Genomic DNA, 15,629 nt, shown 5'->3' on the forward strand with positions numbered 1-15,629 from the left:
CCTCGCTGCTTCCATCTTCGACCATGTAGCAACAAGGAAGTAACCTTTTATTAATCAAAGTTATGAAAAAAAAACTACTTCGCATTGTTTTGAAATCAACAGCGAATCTCTTAATCATCGGAACCCTCATGTATTGCCTGAGCAACCTGGCCCTGGCACATGAAAGCTACTCCCAACATATGGGAGAGACAAAGATCGAACTTTCCAAAGGTCAGATTCCTTTGAAGCTGCTTTTTTCTAAAGTAGAAGCCCAGAGTGAATTCCGCTTTCACTACAACCCTAACCTTTCAGAAGTTCGGGAGACCATACAGGTAAAGGGATCATCGGATCTTGAAAGCCTTTTGTATGATATTGCCCGACAAACGGGACTCAGCTTCAGACAGGTAAACGAATCCATTGCCGTCAGAAAGGAAGAAAAAAACCGAACGGCGAAGGCCATAGAGATCAACATCAAGATCACAGGAACGGTAAAGGATAAGGACTCCGGAGAACCTATCGTAGGTGCTTCTGTTTTTATTGAGGGTGCTGGACTTGGCGTCGCTACTGACCTGGATGGCAACTGGGCCCTGGAGATCCCTGAAGATCTACTGGGAAAAACCATTACAGCCAGTTACCTGGGCTACCAAATGGGGACGATGACCATTACAGAAGCCCCCATCCAGTTCCAGCTTATCTCCAATGAACTGGAAGAAGTGGTCGTAGTGGGATATGGAACCCAGAAAAAAGTAAACCTTACCGGTGCGGTGGATCAGGTAACAGGAGAGGTCTTTGAAAACCGTCCTGTCCCCAATATTGCCCAGGGGCTTCAAGGGGCCATTCCCAACCTGAACATCAATATTCAAGATGGAAAACCTACCCAGTCCCCTTCTTTTAATATCCGGGGCACCACTTCGATCGGTCAGGGAGGAAATGCCCTGGTACTGATAGATGGCGTGGAAGGCGACCCTTCTATGATCAACCCCTCCGATATAGAAAGTATTTCGGTCTTGAAAGACGCCTCTGCCGCCTCCATCTATGGAGCCAGAGGAGCTTTTGGTGTCATCCTGATCACTACAAAAAGCCCTTCCAAGGATAAAATGTCCCTGACCTACACTTCCAACTGGTCCATAAAATCCCCCACGGTAGTTCCTGACTTGGTGACCGACGGCTATACTTGGGCCAGCATGTTCAATGAAGCCTGGACGGCTTGGAATGACTATTCCCAGACTCCCCAAAACGCCAACAAAACCCTTCCTTTTTCCCAAGAATACCTGGCTGAACTCAAAAGGAGATCCGAAGACCCAAGTTTACCGGACATCGAAGTAGGCCCTAACGGAGAGTATATCTATTACGGCAGTACCGATTATTACGGGGAACTTTATAAGAAAAGCCTTTTGGCCATGGAGCACAACCTCTCCTTGTCAGGAAGCAGCGGAAAGACTGGATACTATATTACGGGTAGATTCTTTGATCAGGAAGGCTTGTTCAAATACAACTCCGATGACTTCCGCATGTATAACTTCCGCGCCAAAGGCTCCATGGAAATGACCGACTGGCTAAAGGTAGAGAACAACACTGAATATTCCTTCAGACAATACCACAATCCCCTGAATGTAGGCGAGGGAGGAAGTATCTGGCGAAATATTGCCGATGAGGGCCATCCTTTGGCTCCCTTATTAAACCCTGACGGTACACTTTCCTACTCTGCCGCTTATACCGTCGGTGATTTCTATTATGGTAAAAACGGTATCGACACCGAAAGAAGCATCATCAAGAACATCACCAGTTTCAGTTCAGAATTCCTGGACAATACCCTGCGCGTGAGGGGCAACTTCACCTTTCAGGATGTCCAGAACAACGAGCAACGTATCCGTGTACCGGTTCCCTATAGCCGAAGCCAGGGGGTAATCGAATACGTGGGCAACAACACCAATGATATCCGCAATAGCCGTTCAGAAACCAGGTACTTGGCCACCAATATTTATGCGGAATACGAACCCAAATTGACGGGAAACCACTACCTAAAAGGTTTGGTAGGCTATAACTATGAAACCTCCTCTTATAGCAGCCTTACAGCCCAAAGAAACGGATTGATCTATGAAGATGCCCAGGACATCAACCTGGCATTGGGACAGTCCATCACCACCAACGGCGGATGGGAAAGATGGGACATTCAGGGAGGTTTCTTCCGGGTAAACTATGACTATGCAGGTAAATACCTTCTGGAAATCAATGGGCGCTATGACGGTTCATCCAAGTTTCCAGAAAATCAACGGTATGCTTTCTTCCCTTCTTTATCCGCTGGCTGGAGGGCTTCAGATGAATCCTTCTTCACCCTTCCGGATAATGTGATTTCCAACCTGAAATTCAGGGCATCCTATGGTTCCCTAGGCAACGGAAACATCAGTTCCTATGCCTTCCAGGAACTGTTTTCCATTTCCCAATCCGGTAGGATTCTCAATGGGGTCAGACCACAGTATACCGGACAGCCCGGAGTTCTTCCTGATGGCCTGACCTGGGAGACATCCACTACTGCCAATATTGGTATTGATTTGGGCATGCTGAGAAATAGGCTGACCGTCACAGGTGATGCTTATGTGAGAAATACCACGGATATGTTTACCGTGGGCAATTCCCTTCCTGCCGTCTTTGGCACCAGTGTTCCGAAAGGCAACTATGCCGATCTACGCACCAAGGGATGGGAATTCGTTATCGGTTGGAAAGATCAGCTTACTATGGGCTCCAAGCCTTTGAACTATGGGGTAAAATTCTTTATGGCGGATTACAGCTCCACCATTACCAAATATAACAATCCGGACAAGCGACTAACTGATTACTATGAAGGCATGAAGGTGGGTGAAATATGGGGATATGTGACTGAGGGGCTTTTCGAATCCATGGAAGACATCAATTCCCATGCAGACCAATCCTATATCCAATCTTCCACCAGCAGAACCACGCTCCCTGGGGACATTAAATTTCAAGACCTCAATGGTGACGGGGTAATCAACAAAGGGCTCAATACGGTAGACAATCCTGGTGACCAAACTATCATCGGGAACTCCACACCAAGGTATACTTATGGATTTAATGTGGACCTCAGCTGGAACAATTTCTTTTTCAGCTCCTTCTTCCAAGGCGTAGGCAAAAGAGATTGGTGGCCAGGGGGTGAGGCCGGACTTTTCTGGGGACAGTACAACCGACCTTACAACGATATTCCAAAATCAATGATCGGCAATATCTGGTCCGAGGACAATCCTGATGCCTATTTCCCAAGATATAGAGGATATAGCGCCATTGGCAGTAACCGTTCCCTTTCTTCCACCCAAACACGTTATCTGCAAAGTATCGCTTACCTAAGAATGAAAAACATTCAGGTGGGCTATAACCTTCCTACACATGTTGCTTCGAAGTTTAAAATGGCTGGCGCAAGGGTTTACCTTTCCGGTGAGAACCTATTGACCTGGTCACCACTGTACAAGGTCACCAAAAACATGGATGTGGAAAGCACCGGACCATCAGATCTGGTCTTGACTTCCGGTACTTCCGGAAACGGAAACAACTACCCTATCCTTAAAAGTGTGACCTTGGGACTTTCTATTACCTTCTAAAAGAACTGTCAGACATGAAAAATATAAAAAACATTCTCGGCTCTCTTGCTTTCCTTTCTGTGATGGCCTCCGGCTGTGCAGAACTGGATCAATTTCCTGAATCTACCACTTCCCAAAGTGCAGTTTTCAACAGCACCAACGGACTGGAACTCTACACCAACTCCTTTTACAATGCCCTGCCAACTGCCCGTGAAATCCATTCGGGCGATGCGATGGCAGATTATTCTGCCCGGACACAGGTGCCGGACTTCCTGAGACCAGGAAACTTCACCCCGACCCAAAGCAGCGGATGGAGCTGGTCTGAGCTGCGTAACATCAACTATTTTCTGGAAAACAATAACAGCCCGGAAATCAGTCCTGAAGTCCGTCACCACTATACTGCGCTTGCCAGATTCTTCAGGGCCTATTTTTACTTTGAAAAAGTAAAACGCTTTGGGGATGTTCCTTGGATCAACAAAACCATGGACGTCAATGACCCTGATTTGTTCAATGGTAGAGATTCCCGTTCACTCGTGATGGACTCCGTACTGGCAGACCTGGACTATGCCATTGACCATATCCAAGCGAGCGATGACGATAGCCGCAGTCTGATCACCAAAAATGTGGTATTGGGATTTAAATCCAGGATCTGTCTTTTCGAGGGGACATTCAGAAAATACCACACGGATTACGACCTGACCAACACCGTGGACAAGTGGCTGACCGAAGCCTATCAGGCCGCAGAAGAAGTCATTCAGAGCCAGGACTTTTCAGTTTACGAAGGAGCAGGAGAAGATTTCTCTTACCGGTCTCTTTTTATCAATGAAAAACCTATCGGCCAAGAAGTCATGCTGGCCGTGGTGATCGATCCGGCCTTAAGTGTCTTCCATGATGCCAATTGGTGGTGGACCAGCTCCACTTACGGTTCCAGGGTCAGCTTGACCCGTGATTTTGTCAGAACCTACTTAACCCTGGAGGGAACCCCATTCACAGATCTGGCGGATCATGAGACCATGACCTTTATGGAAGAAGTCAAAAACAGGGATAAAAGGCTCCAGCAAACCATTAGACTGGGCCACTACACCCGTACCAATGCAGGTGCTGTCATTCCAGCTCCGCCTGTCTTCTCCTATACCTATACCGGCTATCAGCCCATCAAATGGACCTTGGACGACATGTACTATGATGGTGGCAGCCGAAACATCAATAGCGTAAGTGTCATGAGGTACGCCGAAATCCTGCTCAACTATGCCGAGGCAAAAGCGGAACTTGGACTACTTACTGCCAGTGACTGGAACATGACCATCGGCAAACTAAGACAAAGAGCGGGCATCACCGCCAACTTGGAAATGCCTACAACAGCGGACCCTTACATGCAACAAACCTATTTCCCAGAAATTTCCGATCCGGCCTTGTTGGAAATAAGAAGAGAAAGGGGCATAGAGCTGGTATTTGAAGGGTTCAGGTTTTACGACATCGTGCGATGGAAAAAAGGGGATCTGATGGAAATGCCTTGGAACGGATTTTACGTACCAGCCCTCAACACCCCTCTTGACCTCAATGAAGACGGTATTATGGACGTTGCATTCTATACCACCATGCCCTCAAACCCAGTGGAAGGTGTTACTTATATCAATGTGAGCGAAAACATCAATTCAGGGACCAATCCACAGCAACTGGGGCAAGAAGACAAAGGAGAAATTCGTTGGCTCGAGCATCAGTCACGAGAATGGGAAGAAAAAAACTACCTTTACCCAATTCCTGAAAATGATTTCCTGATGAACCCAGAGTTGGGTCAAAATCCAGGTTGGTGATTTTCCACTTTCTGTTCAGACATTGGAAATATCCCATCATTTGAAGGATAAATGATTAATTCCATGGAATCATACTAAAATAATAGTATAACCATAAAAAGAGGTAGGGAGCCTTAAGAGACCTTAATGGCTCCTTACCACCTTAATACCTTCTCTATTGGATTCAGTTGTTCTAATAACTACCTTGGAATGCAGATTTAATAATCGTCATCTAATTTTAAGAGATGGCTTTTCTAAAAACACCTAATTGAATTGCCCTCCTTCATACCTGTAGACTTGCTATCTTCATTTTTCCCGAAAACACTAGAATACCTGAAGAAAAATCTGCGCATATCAGCGAAATCTGCGGGAAACTATTTATGAATTGGCAATCTACTGGTATAATTGCGTATAATCACAAAACCTAAACTAAACGTAAAACCTTATATGAAATCATTAAAAAGCTACCTGCTTTCCGCTTTGCTCTTCTTGGGAGCCTTATTGACCACCTTTAAAGTAGCTGCACAGTCAGAAACCCTTACCATTGCTTCTTTTAACATCCGCTATGATAATCCCAATGATGCCCCTGACAACTGGGACAACAGAAAGGATGTGGCGGTCAATTTGATCAAATTCCATGGTTTTGATGTCTTCGGCATCCAGGAAGGCCTGAAGCACCAGATACAGTACCTGGACGAACATTTGCCTGATTTTGGCTTTGTCGGAGCTGGCAGAGATGACGGCAAGGAAAAAGGCGAATACGCTGCATTGTTTTACAATAAGAAAAAGTTCAAGGTAGTGGAAGAGGCGACCTTTTGGTTGTCTACTGACACCAGTCAACCCAATAAAGGTTGGGATGCCGCGCTTCCGCGCATCTGTACCTGGGCCAAGCTGCAAGATAAAAACAGCGGCCAGGAGTTTTATGTGTTCAACACCCACTTTGACCATGTGGGCACAGAAGCTCGTCAGGAAAGTGCCAAACTGATCCTTAGTAAAATCAAAGAAGCGGACAAAGCCGGCATACCGGTCATGCTCACTGGAGACTTCAATGTGGACCAGGACAACCCTGCCTATACATTGCTAAAGGATTCAAAAGAGTTAAAGGACTGCTATTTGGCAGCTGATATACAATATGCCAATAATGGTACTTTTAACAGCTTTGACAATACCAAAAGCACTGACAAGAGGATTGACCATATCTTTGTCAGCGAAACACTGAAGGTGAAAAAATACGGTATCCTAACGGACACCTATCATAACCGCTATCCCTCCGATCATTTCCCGGTGATGGCCGTGATCGAGTGGAAACGGAAATAGTATTTAGTAGCTAGTATTGAGTCTTGAGTATTGAGTGTATAGTCCTTCTCAATACTCAAGACTCCCTACTCAATACTTGATACTAAGTACTCCAACTACCTTTCCCAAAAGAATGGAGGCTGGATCCCTAAAGACCTTAAATACACATAGCCCTGGCCCCGATGATGAATTTCATTGTCCACAAAATACAAAAGGGTATCATAATTGGTATTTTCATATTGACCAAAGGCCACCTCTACTTTTTGGAACCTCTCTGAGGTAATTTCCGGCCAGGTCTCATCAATGGTTTTGGTCACCTGATCCCATAAGTCCAACAGTCCTGCTTTGGTAGTAGGCATGGATTTGGTATGGTCAAACTCCTCTACCTTCTCCCAATTACCATTGGCCAAGCTTTTTACCCCAGGTGCTGCAATATCGATCATCTCCATCGCCAGCTCTGCAAAGGGACGCATCCCTCCTATACTGTAATTGAACAACTTATCCTCCGGAAACGCTTCGATCACCCTTCGGGTAAGGTTCCTATGCCCTTGCCAGTGGGCCAGCATGGCATCAGTGGAAATGAATAATTCCTGCTCTTTTTTTACAGATTGAGATTTCATAATGTCTTTTTTAATAGGTTTAGAATCAATGTTTGTACAAAGAAAACACCCCTTAGTGACAGCCCTATGTCAGGAGCGAGAAGGAATTTAACTATTAAAAATTAAAAGGTGGTACTATTGAATTCCCTTCACCATAGATAAAATACTGTCCAACCTCTATCTAATCTCTAGCGTCTAAAGTCTAATAGCTCTGAGCTAATTTCACAGAAGTCATTGTCAATGAACCACCCACTGCCTTATCGTTAAAGAAACTGGCCTCATCCTTTTCTCCTTTTAACCCCAAAGTATACAACAATGGAATATAATGATCTGGAGTAGGAATGGCCAGCTGAGCTGCTTTTCCCAGTTTTTGATAATCCATCAGGGCCTTGTGATCACCATCTTGGATTAGCTGCTTGAATGTATTGTTCATTTCCACGGCCCAATCGTAACCATACTCGGGCTCATTCAATTTATCCCAGGCCACCATGCGCAGGTTGTGCACCATATTGCCACTCCCGATGATCAACACCCCTTTTTTCCTTAGATGATACAGTTCCTTGGCCAATTCGTAGTGATACTTGGGGGACTGATAGTAATCGATGCTCAACTGTAAAACCGGGATATTCGCTTCGGGGTACATGTGCCTCACTACGGTCCAAGTCCCATGATCCAAACCCCATTCATGATCCAGTTCCACATGGGTGGACTGTATATTTTTTGCGGTAAAGCCAGCTAATTCCGGATCTCCAGGTGCCGGATATTCCACTTCAAAAAGTTCCTTGGGAAACCCACCAAAATCATGGATGGTATTGGGGAAATCCATGGCCGTGATCCTTGTCCCCCTGCTCAGCCAATGGGCAGAAACCACCAATACCGCTTGGGGAGTAGGGATTTCCTTTCCCAATTTCTTCCAGTAATTCGAAAAATCGTTGTCTTCTATCCCGTTCATGGGTGATCCATGTCCGATAAAGAGTGCAGGCATCAACTGCCCTGTATCTCCAAGTCCGTCTGTAAAACGTCTAAATGCTGCTAAGTTTTCCATTTGCCTGCTGTTTTAATGGCCCTGTCATTCCTACTCCCTAAAGGCTAAGAGGACCTTTTTATCCATCTACAGTAATAAACAAATTACCCTCAATATAATTCATGTATATACATTGTTTTTTGCTCCATTTAAAATACTATGGCTCAATCTAAGGCAAATGCACTCCGAAGGTGTGCAATATGAATACCCCTGGGTATGCCTTCAAAAAAGGCGCAACCCAGGGAAAAGGACCCATGAGAGAATCTAAGCATTAGCCGCCTAAACAGTCAATGGGGAAGGCAACATTCCGCTATTGCCTTTGGCCAACTTGAAACACCCTCCCAAAAACTGATGGTAATCCATCAAACAAAGATATTCGGAACTGTTCAGCACCTTTTGCCTCTTCAAAACAAACAAAATCATTTTTTCATCTCCATTATTCCTTTTCTTGGCATTGTGTTTTAATTTAAGTCTTTACATATAATAATGATCCGATGGACCTCAAAGCACATTACGAAGCACTTTTTCAATCTTCCCTCGATAAAGTCACTAACGATGCTTATGAAATAGACGCACAAATTCATAACCCAAACGATTCCAGACGTGGCCTCACCCTGCTGGCCAGGCCTGATCAAGAAACCCAAAACCGGATGCTTTCCTTCTTGGACCGATTGAAGATCGTGGAACCAGCGCAATATTATTATCCCATCAACGATCTCCATATCACTGTTATGTCCTTAATTTCCTGCTACCCCGGTTTTGACCTGGAGCAGATCAATACCTCCAGCTATGTGGATACCGTCAATAAGAGCCTAAAAGGAATTACTGCCTTTCAAATCAGTTTTAACGGTGTCACCTTAAGTCCAGCAGGTGTTCTCTTCAAAGGCTTCCCAGAAGACCAAAGCCTACATCAACTAAGAAATCAACTACGCGAGGAATTCAAAAAAACAGACTTACAGCAAAGTCTGGACAAACGGTACAAGCTAGAAACGGCACATACAACTGCCATGCGTTTTGCTGCTCCTCTGCAGCAAAAGGAACAATTTATCCATATCATCAACAAGCATTTAAACACCCCTTTTGGTAAAATTACCATCCAGCATCTTGAACTGGTATACAATGACTGGTACCAGCGCACAGACATCGTAAAATCACTTCATCAGTTTACTTTACCCGAAATCGAGTAAGTTCTCCCCTACCTTAGCATACTACTTCCAAAAGCTACCCTGTTTAACAAAGGTGATCTGTCCATTTAAACAACTTTCTATGGCCTGAAAATCTGCACAGCTCAATTTAAGACAGACATAGTAGATTTAATCCAACAGCTGGTAATGCCCGCATAATTCCTTATATTAAAGACTGATTTTCATTTCCAGGTTAACCTATTTTCTTTTTTAAGATTTCATTTTTAGCACCATATGATTCAAAACACCAACAATAACCTTCAAAATATGAAAGACACCTTTGACATCATCATTGTCGGTGGCGGAGCCATGGGTTTGGCCACCGCTGCCCAATTGGCCAAGACCGATAAACGTGTTCTAGTCCTTGAACAATACGGTTTTTTCAACCAAAAAGGAAGTTCTGCCGGAATGTCCAGGCAGTTCCGGCTCCAATATGCCCAAAAGTATATGGCCCAGTTGGCTTTGGATGCCATCCCTTACTGGGAAGAGCTGCAAACCCAAACCAAAGAACTCCTGATCGACAAAGTCGGCTCTTTGTGGTTTGGCGATCCGGCCATCAGCTCTCAGGAAGGGGGAATTCAGGCAGCTATGGAGGTGATGAAAGAACTGAACATCCCTTTTGATCCCTTGACGGCCAAAGAAATTGAGAAAAAGTTTCCCTTCAAGGATCTCCCGGAGGATTATAATGGATTTTTCCAGAAAGACGGTGGTATAATAAATCTTTCCGCCACGCTCCAAGCCCTTTTTGACATTGCCAATAAAACCCCGAACATTGAGCTGAGGGAATTCTCCCCGGTAACGGATATTGACTCCCGGAAAAAGGGAAAAATAAAAGTCAGCACAGAAAAAGAAACATTCACCACCAAAAAACTGATCCTTACGCCGGGGGCCTATATCAATGATGTCTTACAACATTTTGGTCTATCCGTAAATGTAGACATCTGGGAAATGTCCTCTGCCTATTATAAAAATAACGGAAATGTGAAATTGCCTACCTGGTTTGTCTTCCAAGAGCCACAAGACACCAGTTTATTCTATGGATTTCCTGAAGTAAGCTGGTCGCACCCTGGCTATGTGAGAGTAGCACCTGATATCCCTGACCGAATCATCAGGGATCCAGCTGGCCGAAGCGGCATTCCAAGCATCAAAAGCCTCGGATTGAATTCTGAATGGGTCCTCAATCATATGGAAGGCTTAACTTCCACCCCTGAATTCACTTCCACATGCCTGATTACCTTAAACAACAACAATAAGGAGCTGATGCTGGATTTCCTTCCCCAATGGGTCCATAATCACGAGGACATTATCGTGTATACCGGAGGATGGGCGGCGAAATTTATTCCGCTGTTAGGGAAAATCTTGTCTGATCTGGCACTGGAAGGCAAAACCCAATACGATATCAGCCATTTTGGGATTGAATGGCCCGTGGTTAGGGGAGAAATCAGCAACAGGTTCAATACAGGTATCACTGAAAACCTTAAGTTGGACGTGGCCATTGTCGGCGGGGGAGCTTCTGGGCTTTACTCGGCCTATCGCCTGAAAAACGGCACCGACCAAAAAGGCCAACAACTGAACCTTGATACCGCCATTTTTGAAATGAGCGATAGGATCGGTGGACGCCTGGAATCCATCAAACTGCCAGGGATGAGTGTAGTTGGAGAAATTGGCGGCATGCGCTATATGACCTCTCAGGAAATCGTCACGGCATTGATTGAAAAGGTATTTGCCACAAGATACGCCCTCAAGCCTATCCCTTTCCCGATGGGTGACCCCGACCACCATTTATATTACCTCCGAAAGCAACGTTTTTTTGCCAACAGGTTTGGTCAGGCCAAAATCACCAGGGAAAAATTTCAGACTCGCTATGATGTAGGGGATAAATTTAAAGGCAAAAGTTCAGATGAAATTTTCACACAGATCATCAGTAAAGTCCTTAAAAAAGACGGCTATTCCCTTAAAAAAATCCAGAAGAGCAAATCCCCTAGAGAAGAATGGAACAAGGTCAAAAAAGAGCTCAAATACCGCTTTGATGGCCCTTACAAAGACCTATTCGTGTATGAGATGGGCTTTTGGAACCTATTGAAAGACCAATCTTCCCAGGAATGTTATGAGTTTCTTGCCCAGGCAGGAGGCTACTATTCGAATACCATCAACTGGAATGCAGCAGAGGCCTTCCCCTATATGGTAGGGGATTTTGCCAGCAATACCGTGGAATACAAAACCATTGACGGCGGTTACGATCAGGTGCTTACCTGTTTGGCCGATGATTATATGCAAAATGGGGGGCAAATATTCACCAAAAACCGCTTATCCTCCTTCGAAAAGAATCCGGATACCTCCAGCCCTTATCGGTACATCCTTACCTTCTACAATCTGGAGCATAAGAGCTATTGGACGGTGGAAGCAAAGGACATCATTTTAGGCATGCCCAGAAGATCGCTTGAGTTACTTGATCAGGGTAATTTCTTCTTTAACCGGGACAAACAGACCAAATTACAGCATAACCTGGCTTCCGTAATCATGGAACCCTCTTATAAAATCCTCTTGGGATTTGAAACACCTTGGTGGGAAAAGACCCTTGGAGCCAAAGCGGGTGAGTCCATCACCGACCTCCCCATGCGGCAATGTTACTACTTTGGGGTAGACCCTAAAAACTCCCACTCCCTTTTCCTGGCCAGTTATAATGACATGAGAACGGTGCAATTCTGGCAAGCATTGGAAGGTGGAGAACCCTATAAGACCAAAACCACCAAATTGGTCAAAGCAACCAATGTGCCTTACCCTGATTACCAACATGCCAGTAAAACCATGGTGCATGAAGTGATGCAGCAGGTAAAGGAGCTCCATGGCCCTTCTATTGTTATCCCTAAACCCTATACCTCTGCTTTTAAGGACTGGACGGCAGACCCTTACGGTGGCGGCTATCACGCCTGGAAAAACAGCTACAAGGTTTGGGAAATCATGCCATTTATCAGACAGCCCCATCAAGAAGAAAGGGTTTTCATTACCGGAGAAGCCTACTCTGACCAGCAAGGCTGGGTGGAAGGCGCTTTTTGTGTCGCCGAACACGTCATGCGCGAAAAGTATGGCCTGGCCTGCCCGGATTGGCTTGATGACACCTATTACCTGGGATGGTAATGTAGGCTAAAACATATAAAAATGCCCCTGGACCGCTGGTCCAGGGGCATTTTTTGTATAGTAGACACTATATGCATCGTTATTTCACTTACTATAAAATTTCATTTGTTTACAAAATAACACATTATGCCTGCGACTGGCGGCTCCTCCCTTCCCCCCTACTGGGGATAAGTGGCCTCCACTATTCCATTACCTATCAAAATTTTGTAAATTACTGATAACAAAGACAATATTTTGGAACAAAGGGTAAACCTTCCTTAACCATCTGACTGGGATTGCAAGCTTACCGAATTTTCTACCACACTCCCCAGTGATCTTGAGTCGGCGTTAAAAGGTTTAGTGAAATAAAAGAATGTAGATTCTTTACTGTCAAAGCGAAACCATTTTTACCATTGCACTTTTAACCTTAGTCACTATGTCAACTAAAGACCCAAGCAAAAACACACTTGCAATAAGTATCCTTGTATTTTCAGGTGCGGCACTGACATTTCTGGCCTCCATAGCCATCTATGTCAATTCAGAAAATGCGGTCACTATTCTCAACATCGCCTTACCCGTATTTTCTGCTTGGGTAGGTACCATCATCGCCTTTTATTTTGGTCGGGACAATTTTGAATCTGCCAATAAACAGGTACAGGATATGGTTCAGTTGGTCAAAAGTACTGCGGGAGTCAAAACCTTGGTAACACAAGCCATGCGTACGATCGATAAAACCGAAGCCTTGGTCATACCTGCTGGCAAAACGGAAAAAGACATCTCTGTCCAAGAGATTTTGGCCCTATATTCCGACAAGGTGTCGAGACTCCCCATCCTGCTTCCCTCTGGCACCGTCAAATACATGATCCATGAGAGCTTTGTGCTCCGCTACAAAAACCAAGGCGGTCAGGACAGCGACACACTTGAACAGCTAGTAACCAAGGAGAAAGACACTTTTCAGCTCAATAAGGGCTTTGTTCTCGTCGGTGAGAAAACCACTTTGGATGCCGCTAAAAGGCTTATGGAGCAACATCCTCCCTGTCAGGACATCTTTATCACCAAAAACGGTACACCTGATGAGCCGGCCATTGGCTGGATATCGAACGTGCGGCTTACCAGGCACCTTGAAGCTTTATAGTTTTACCCAAATCCAAAAAACCCATCATTCATAAATTCCGGAAATCATGTCTAGCAACCTCAAAGAACTATCCGTATTTATAGCCTCCCCAGGGGACCTGGCAGCTGAGAGAAACCAGTTTAGACTCACCATTGATTCCATCAATGCAAGTGCTATTATTCGGGACAATTATAAAATTATTTTCAGGGCCATTGGCTGGGAAAACCTGCCGTCGGTAACCGGAAGGCGCTCCCAATCTGTCATCAATACAGAAATCGACAAATGCGATGTCTTTGTCCTTGCGCTGCACCGAAGGTGGGGCCAGGAAACCGGAGATTCCAAGTATTCCTCCTACACCGAAGAGGAGTTTTACCGGGCTTTTGACCGGTTTAAGAAAACCAACAGCCCTGAAATCATGGTCTTTTTCAAACATATAGAGGAGGGCCAAGTAGCCGATCCTGGGCCCCAGCTCAAAAAAGTACTCGACTTCAAAAAGAAATTAAGAAGCAATCACAATGTACTTGCAAGGAGATTCCAAACAGAGGTGGACTTTGGAGATGAAATCAGAAGGCACCTTTCTGAATTTGCCAGTGGAAAGTACAAAGCCATCGATGAATTGCTCCAGCCCGTGGAACTATCGGACCGTGCCATGAAAGGATTGTACCAATCTGAAATGGAACTGGATGCCCAGTTGCAAAAGACCAAAAACCATAAAAAAGCACAAAAAGGGAAAAAGCAGCAACTCGCCCCGGACCTCTCAATGGTAAAGGCAGAGCAGGAAGGATTGGCCCTGGCGCGTGCGGCCACTGTGGCTGCCGAATCGGGCAATACCCAAGATGCCATTATTCTTTTTGCCAAAGCCACCCAGGACACCAACAACCTGTCCATCCTTTCCCTGGCCATAGAGTTTTATACCCAAATCGGTGATATGCGAAGCGCCAATAACCTTATCCGCCGGGAAAGCGCCCTCACCAATGACCGAAGCGTGGCGGCCAAAAGGTATTTTTCTTTGCTGCCGGAAGGTTTTATTTCCCAGCTTCAAAATCAAGTACTGCATGAAAACCTAAAAACTGCCCCACCGGATATTGCTGATATGATCATGAGCATTCATGAAGAGATGGAAAGTAAAAATATCTGGGAAAAATTCATCCTTCATTTGATTGTCAAGCACTATTCCACCGCTGAAATCATGGCCATGGCCGAGTACCTTAGCACAGCTGAAGGCCAGTCATCCATCCAGAAAAATCCTGCCATGATGCTCGAGGCCATGCATTTTGGAGCTTATGCGTACGAAAGGGTTTACGCAGAAAAGGTAGGCTTGGAATTTGATGAGACGATTGAAGATTTTGACCATCTCTTACTGGGGGAAAATGTTTGAAGGCATTAAGGTTCCAAGTGAATCCACGAATTCCCTTACCTCAAAGTTGGGCACCTAGGAAGTTTATTCTTAGTTGGAGGGTTTAACTGTTCAGGTAGCCGCCCTGCTATGCGGGATAAGGCTGCTTGTTTATCTGCTTAACTGAATAATCACGTTTAGAAAACAGAAGTATACCCCCAAAAACAACGGAGGTTATCAGTTTACCGGTATTCATTCTCGGATAATTATTAATGATAAAAACAATTCCTCCAATGGAAATAATCAAGAAGAGCACTATCTTATATAATGTTAATTTATAATTGATCATAACACTTTGCCTTTGTTAATGTTGGTACCATTTCATGTATTCACCGAGCTCTTAATGCAATGGTCCAGTCCACTAAAGGAATTCGAGAATCATCAGTATCTTCAGACTCCTCTATAAAATCACGCTAGTTTATTACATTTAATTGAAGAGTACATTTTCCCCTTCAACAATTGTTAACAGCCTTAATATTTATCAATTAATCTTAATGTGTTCCAAATCAGAAAAAATGATAATCCGAAAACCCCCAC

9 protein-coding genes are annotated in these 15,629 nt (G+C 44.8%); 7 read left to right on the forward strand and 2 right to left on the reverse strand.

Going from position 1 to position 15,629, the window contains the following annotated elements; genetic code table 11:
• The first annotated feature begins 62 nt into the window (after window positions 1-62).
• The 3 genes from ACYVAA_RS10275 to ACYVAA_RS10285 all read left to right on the forward strand — a co-directional run bounded on the left by ACYVAA_RS10275 (window position 63) and on the right by ACYVAA_RS10285 (window position 6,679).
• Window positions 63-3,590, forward strand: coding sequence for a SusC/RagA family TonB-linked outer membrane protein (locus ACYVAA_RS10275; RefSeq protein WP_460541221.1), 3,528 nt, complete (start codon window positions 63-65; stop codon window positions 3,588-3,590).
• A gap of 14 nt (window positions 3,591-3,604) precedes the next feature.
• The gene (locus ACYVAA_RS10280; protein WP_460541223.1) at window positions 3,605-5,383 is read left to right on the forward strand and encodes a RagB/SusD family nutrient uptake outer membrane protein; all 1,779 of its coding nucleotides are present in this window, start codon (window positions 3,605-3,607) and stop codon (window positions 5,381-5,383) included.
• Window positions 5,384-5,809: 426 nt separating this feature from the next.
• Complete coding sequence (locus ACYVAA_RS10285; RefSeq protein ID WP_460541225.1) at window positions 5,810-6,679, forward strand: endonuclease/exonuclease/phosphatase family protein; 870 nt, start codon at window positions 5,810-5,812, stop codon at window positions 6,677-6,679.
• Between the two features lie 95 nt (window positions 6,680-6,774).
• On the opposite strand, the gene ACYVAA_RS10290 is transcribed toward ACYVAA_RS10285, so the two are convergent.
• Together ACYVAA_RS10290 and ygiD are read right to left on the reverse strand one after the other, a co-directional pair.
• On the reverse strand, window positions 6,775-7,278 hold the full coding sequence (locus tag ACYVAA_RS10290) for a DinB family protein (protein WP_460541227.1): 504 nt from the start codon (window positions 7,276-7,278) through the stop codon (window positions 6,775-6,777).
• A gap of 181 nt (window positions 7,279-7,459) precedes the next feature.
• Window positions 7,460-8,302: a dioxygenase family protein gene (gene ygiD / locus ACYVAA_RS10295; protein ID WP_460541229.1), complete on the reverse strand. Its 843-nt coding sequence runs from the start codon at window positions 8,300-8,302 to the stop codon at window positions 7,460-7,462.
• A gap of 473 nt (window positions 8,303-8,775) precedes the next feature.
• Here ygiD and ACYVAA_RS10300 point away from each other — a divergent pair, with 473 nt between their 5' ends.
• The 4 genes from ACYVAA_RS10300 to ACYVAA_RS10315 all read left to right on the forward strand — a co-directional run bounded on the left by ACYVAA_RS10300 (window position 8,776) and on the right by ACYVAA_RS10315 (window position 15,074).
• On the forward strand, window positions 8,776-9,468 hold the full coding sequence (locus ACYVAA_RS10300) for a 2'-5' RNA ligase family protein (RefSeq protein ID WP_460541231.1): 693 nt from the start codon (window positions 8,776-8,778) through the stop codon (window positions 9,466-9,468).
• 264 nt (window positions 9,469-9,732) lie between these two features.
• Window positions 9,733-12,603 carry an FAD-dependent oxidoreductase gene (locus ACYVAA_RS10305; protein WP_460541233.1) on the forward strand — a complete coding sequence of 957 codons (2,871 nt, stop codon included), beginning with the start codon at window positions 9,733-9,735 and terminating at the stop codon, window positions 12,601-12,603.
• Window positions 12,604-13,018: 415 nt separating this feature from the next.
• Window positions 13,019-13,717, forward strand: coding sequence for a hypothetical protein (locus ACYVAA_RS10310; protein ID WP_460541235.1), 699 nt, complete (start codon window positions 13,019-13,021; stop codon window positions 13,715-13,717).
• A gap of 46 nt (window positions 13,718-13,763) precedes the next feature.
• Window positions 13,764-15,074, forward strand: coding sequence for a DUF4062 domain-containing protein (locus tag ACYVAA_RS10315; protein ID WP_460541237.1), 1,311 nt, complete (start codon window positions 13,764-13,766; stop codon window positions 15,072-15,074).
• The last annotated feature ends 555 nt before the right edge of the window (window positions 15,075-15,629 follow it).

The sequence above is a fragment of the Echinicola sediminis genome (assembly GCF_054777495.1).

Bases quoted from the DNA above. Each gene is read 5' to 3' on its own strand.
- ACYVAA_RS10275 (WP_460541221.1), top strand. From the start codon at position 63: ATGAAAAAAAAACTACTTCGCATTGTTTTGAAATCAACAGCGAATCTC.
- ACYVAA_RS10280 (WP_460541223.1), top strand. From the start codon at position 3,605: ATGAAAAATATAAAAAACATTCTCGGCTCTCTTGCTTTCCTTTCTGTG.
- ACYVAA_RS10285 (WP_460541225.1), top strand. From the start codon at position 5,810: ATGAAATCATTAAAAAGCTACCTGCTTTCCGCTTTGCTCTTCTTGGGA.
- ACYVAA_RS10290 (WP_460541227.1), bottom strand. From the start codon at position 7,278: ATGAAATCTCAATCTGTAAAAAAAGAGCAGGAATTATTCATTTCCACT.
- ygiD (WP_460541229.1), bottom strand. From the start codon at position 8,302: ATGGAAAACTTAGCAGCATTTAGACGTTTTACAGACGGACTTGGAGAT.
- ACYVAA_RS10300 (WP_460541231.1), top strand. From the start codon at position 8,776: ATGGACCTCAAAGCACATTACGAAGCACTTTTTCAATCTTCCCTCGAT.
- ACYVAA_RS10305 (WP_460541233.1), top strand. From the start codon at position 9,733: ATGAAAGACACCTTTGACATCATCATTGTCGGTGGCGGAGCCATGGGT.
- ACYVAA_RS10310 (WP_460541235.1), top strand. From the start codon at position 13,019: ATGTCAACTAAAGACCCAAGCAAAAACACACTTGCAATAAGTATCCTT.
- ACYVAA_RS10315 (WP_460541237.1), top strand. From the start codon at position 13,764: ATGTCTAGCAACCTCAAAGAACTATCCGTATTTATAGCCTCCCCAGGG.